The sequence below is a fragment of the Streptomyces corynorhini genome, assembly GCF_003346515.1.
Classification (GTDB): Bacteria; Actinomycetota; Actinomycetes; order Streptomycetales; family Streptomycetaceae; genus Streptomyces; species Streptomyces corynorhini.
On record NZ_QQNA01000383.1, the window covers coordinates 1 to 4,304 of the forward strand.

General features: G+C 71.3%; 6 protein-coding genes. 4 read left to right on the plus strand and 2 right to left on the minus strand.

Features of this window, described 5'->3' with window-relative positions:
• Positions 1-79: 79 nt before the first annotated feature.
• From DVH02_RS32985 to DVH02_RS32995, 3 genes are all read left to right on the plus strand, one after another.
• On the plus strand, positions 80-577 hold the full coding sequence (locus tag DVH02_RS32985) for a peptidylprolyl isomerase (RefSeq protein ID WP_114627521.1): 498 nt from the start codon (positions 80-82) through the stop codon (positions 575-577).
• A gap of 196 nt (positions 578-773) precedes the next feature.
• On the plus strand, positions 774-1,451 hold the full coding sequence (locus DVH02_RS32990) for an RNA polymerase sigma factor (protein WP_114627526.1): 678 nt from the start codon (positions 774-776) through the stop codon (positions 1,449-1,451).
• Complete coding sequence (locus DVH02_RS32995) at positions 1,448-2,536, plus strand: CU044_5270 family protein (RefSeq protein ID WP_114627522.1); 1,089 nt, start codon at positions 1,448-1,450, stop codon at positions 2,534-2,536. Before DVH02_RS32990 ends, DVH02_RS32995 begins: the two co-directional genes overlap by 4 nt.
• Positions 2,537-2,563: 27 nt before the next feature.
• On the opposite strand, the gene DVH02_RS33000 is transcribed toward DVH02_RS32995, so the two are convergent.
• Entirely contained in the window at positions 2,564-2,773 is a 210-nt protein-coding gene (locus DVH02_RS33000; RefSeq protein ID WP_114627523.1) for a DUF397 domain-containing protein, read from the minus strand.
• Positions 2,770-3,588: a helix-turn-helix domain-containing protein gene (locus DVH02_RS33005; protein WP_114627524.1), complete on the minus strand. Its 819-nt coding sequence runs from the start codon at positions 3,586-3,588 to the stop codon at positions 2,770-2,772. The genes DVH02_RS33000 and DVH02_RS33005 overlap by 4 nt, the downstream gene beginning before the upstream one ends.
• Before the next feature lie 224 nt (positions 3,589-3,812).
• Between DVH02_RS33005 and DVH02_RS33010 the strand changes: the two genes are divergently transcribed.
• Positions 3,813-4,184, plus strand: coding sequence for a hypothetical protein (locus tag DVH02_RS33010; RefSeq protein WP_114627525.1), 372 nt, complete (start codon positions 3,813-3,815; stop codon positions 4,182-4,184).
• Positions 4,185-4,304 lie beyond the last annotated feature (120 nt).

Below are 4,304 nucleotides of genomic sequence, written 5' to 3' on the forward strand. Positions count from 1 at the left end.
TCCTGACACTTGCGCCCGCCGGGCCGTGGGGTGAGGGGGGCGTACGCGCACCGGCGGGCGCAAGTGTCAGGATGGTGACATGACGATTAAGGTCTACTTCGACATCACCATCAACGACGCCCCCGCCGGGCGGATCACCTTCAACCTGTTCGACGACGTCGTGCCCAAGACGGCCGAGAACTTCCGCGCGCTGGCCACCGGCGAGCAGGGCTTCGGCTACGCCGGGTCGTCCTTCCACCGGGTCATCCCGGACTTCATGCTCCAGGGCGGCGACTTCACCGCGGGCAACGGCACGGGCGGCAAGAGCATCTACGGCGAGAAGTTCGCCGACGAGAACTTCACGCTCAAGCACACCAAGCCCGGCCAGCTCTCGATGGCCAACGCGGGCCGGAACACCAACGGCTCGCAGTTCTTCATCACCACCATCGCGACGACCTGGCTCGACGGCAAGCACGTCGTGTTCGGCGAGGTCGCCGACGAGGAGAGCCTGGCCCTCGTCAAGAAGATCGAGGGCTACGGCTCGGGCTCCGGCGCCACCAGCGCCAAGATCACCATCGCCGCCTCCGGCCAGCTCTGACCGTATCGGCGGCAACGACCGCACTGCGCGCGTCGCCCGGCGAACCCTCGCCGGACGACGCGCGCAGGCGCTTTTGCGGACACCTCGGGTGTGACGCGGACCACGGGAACCCCGCGCGCGGCGCGGAGAGGTACCTGCTGTGAGGAGCACAGAACCACCAGACCCCGCGCCGTCGGACCCCGAACCTCCCGACCCGCTGCGCGCCCGGGTACGGGCGGGCGACCGCGAGGCGTTCGCCGAGCTGTACGACACCTACGCGCGCGCCGTCCACCACCACGCCCTGCGGCTGACCGGCGACTGGTCGACCGCCGAAGAGGTGATGTCCGACACCTTCCTGGCCGCCTGGCGCGTCCGGGAGCGGCTGGAACCGGACGGCGGGTCGCTCAAGCCGTGGCTGTACGGCATCGCCACCAACAAGGCGCACAGCGCCAACCGCGGTCGGCGCAGACGCCTCGCCTTCCTGGCCCACCGGCCGGCCCCGCCCCCGGTGGCGGACTTCGCGGAGGAGACGGCCGGCCGGATCGACGACGCGCGCAAACTCGCCGCGATCCACACCGCCCTGAGCCGACTGCGCCGCCAGGAGCGGGAGGTGCTCGCGCTGTGCGTCTGGTCCGGCCTGGACTACCAGCAGACCGCGCAGGCGCTCGGCATCCCGGTCGGCACCGTACGCTCGCGCCTCTCGCGGGCCCGCGCCAGGCTCGGCCGGCTCGTCGAGACGCAGAACGACACGGAGAACGAGTCGGGGAATGAGTCGGAGAACGAGACGGGGAACGAGTCGGGGAACGAGACGGAGAGGGAACCGCGGCGCCGCCGCGGAGAGGTGAGGAGTGAAGCCGCGTTCGCGGCTCTGTCCCTGCGGGAGGAGACCCGATGAACGCTGACCGCCGCTCCGAGCGGGCCGACGTCGAGGACGTGGCCCGGCTGCTGCCGGCACCGGCCGAACGGGACCTGCCGCCGGACCGTCACCTCCACCACAAGGATCTCTTGATGCAGCGGATCGACCACGATCAGCAGACCACCGCCGCTCGGCCGGTCACGGAGCCGCCCGCCCGTCGGCTCACGCGCCCGGCGGTGCTGCTGCCCGCCGCCGCCCTCGCGCTGTCGGGCGCCCTGGTCGCCACCCTCGTGACCGGAGGCGACAGCGGCCGGAGCGCCCCCGCCCCGACCGCCGGGAGCGTCCAGGCGCGGAACGCGACCGTCCTGCTCGACCGGATCGCCGCCGCCTCCCTGGCGACCGACGCGACGCCGGTACGGGACGACCAGTTCGTGTACGTCAGGAGCGTGGGCCGGGGCAACGAGGGCACCTTCGAGGGCCCGGTGAAGATCGGCGCCCCGTACGAGCGGGAGTCCTGGATGGCACAGGACCCCGAGCCCGTCATCCAGGCCGGCGCGATGCGCACGACCGGCAAGGGGGCCCCGCTGCCCGGTCAGCTCCTGCCCATCGAGGCCGGGGTGGTGGACGGAGCCCCCGAGGGGTCCGGCGGCATCCCCGCCGGGATCGACCGGCCCACTTACGCGTGGCTGGCCTCGCTCCCCACCGACCCCGGGGCCCTGCGCACCCTGCTCTACGCGCAGACCCGGACGGTCGAGGGCGAGACGAAGGACGCAGCCGTCTTCGACAAGATCGGCGACCTGCTGCTCGATACGGTCATGCCGCCCGCGAACGCCGCCGCGTTCTACAAGGTGGCCGCCACGATCCCCGGGGTGATCCAGGTACCCGACGCGGTGGACGCGGCGGGCCGCCACGGTGCCGGAATCACGCTGGAGGACACCGGCTTCGCCACGCGCGACGAGTGGATCTTCGACAAGGAGAGCCTCGCGCTCCTCGGCGCCCGCCAGTACATCAACAAGAGCTGGCAGCCGGGCGACCCGGTGAGCACCCTCTACGGCACCACCGCGATCATGGAGCGCGCGGTCGTCGACAAGAGCGGCGAGGTACCGGCGAAGGCGGCGGGCTGACCCGGGGCCGCACGGCCTCCGGCCTGGTCAGGAGGCGAGGAACTCGCCGCGCTGCACGGCCCGGATGAACGACGAGAAGGCCCACAGCGGGAAGACGAGCGCCGGTCCGCCCGGGTTCTTGGAGTCACGTACCGGAACGGAGCGCGCGAACGCGTCGCTCACCTCTATGCAGTTGGCGCCGTTGGTGCTGTAACTGCTGCTCCGCCACGCGACGGAGAGCTGGTTCGTGCCGATCATCGTTCCAGTCCTTCCAGATGCCCGCTGATCAGACCGGCCGACTCGTCGGGCGAGAGCGCCACCGCCCGCAGCAGATCGAAGGAGTAGGTGGCGGTGGCGATCTCATGCGTGTCCAGAGCGGTGCGGCCCTGGGAGAAGCCGTCGACATAGAGCACGTCGGCCCCTTCCTCGAAGCTCAGCACGGTGAAGGGGCCGGCGAGCCCGGCATGGGCGGGCACCGTGCGGGGGACGACCTGGATCACACAGCGCGGATCCCGCCCCTGCTGGAGCAGGCGCGCCAGCTGGTGACGCATGACGGCGGCGCCGCCGATGGGCCGCAGCAACACGTTCTCGTCCACGACGAACCACGTTCGGGGAGGTGACTCCCGTTCGAGTACTTCCTGTCGCGTCATACGCGCCGCGATGAGACCGTCGAGGTTTTCCGGCCGTACGGCGTTCAGCATGGCGCGTGCGTACTCCTCCGTCTGCAGGAGTCCGGGCACGATCTGACTTTCGAATACGCGCATCGCTGTCGCTTCGCGTTCGAGTTCGACGAACGGAAGAAACCACGACGGATAGGCGTACGTGATGACGAGCGGATACAGGCGCTCGAAATGCCCGTCCGTGGCGAAGGCCAGGTCCAGATCGTGGGCGAGGTCCTCGGACGGGACGCGCTTGGCCGCCTCCACCTTGCTGATCATGGACTGGGTGGTGTGGGCCCGGGTCGCCGCCTCGTCCTGGGAGACCCCCGCGACCGTGCGGATGCGCCTCAGCTCGCTGCCGAAGAAGGCGAGCAGCGAGGAGGTGGGGTCCGGCGCGCTGGTCTCAGCCGTCATCTGCGTGTTCCTCCGTCATGACCAACGCCATGTCATGGCCCGATGCCTGGTGCACGTGCTCGCGGACACCGAGACTTGAACACGGAAAGCGAGTACGAGATAACGGAAGGTACATCCCACATGCGTGACCGAACCACCGATACGGGGACGGATGCCCCGGACGGGTCGCCCGCCTCCGCCGAGTTGCCGGGCAGGGCGCGGCGCGGGGCCGGGGAGCCTGCCGCATGACGGGAGGCAGCGAGGCGCGATGGTGGCTGTCGCTCCTGAGCGGGACGTTCGGCTCGGACGGCACCCTGATCATGCCTCGCGAGGAACCGGCCCCGGAGATGCGGGACTTCATGCGCACGTGGGGCCCGGACACCTGGGGTCCCGACATCTGGGGCCCGGACACGTGGGGCCCCGACGCGTCGTCAGGGCGGGGTGCGCGGTGGACACCCCGGTCGGACGGCGAGGGCGCCGCGGGACGGGCGGCCGAGGCGGCGCGGACCCTGTCGCGCGCGTGGCCGCCCTGTCAGTGCGGCGGTCCCAAATGCCGCCCGGACGACGAGATTCCGGAGGTGCCTGGCCCGGACGGCAGCAAGGAGAGCGGCAGTTGAGCCACGGCGCCGCGCCGCGCGCCCGGTACCCCCCCCGCCCGCCCCCGCCCGCCCTCGTCGGTACGGCGGCTCCGCGCGTCGTCACATGCTGCTGAGCGAACGGCCGTAGTTGACCTGGCC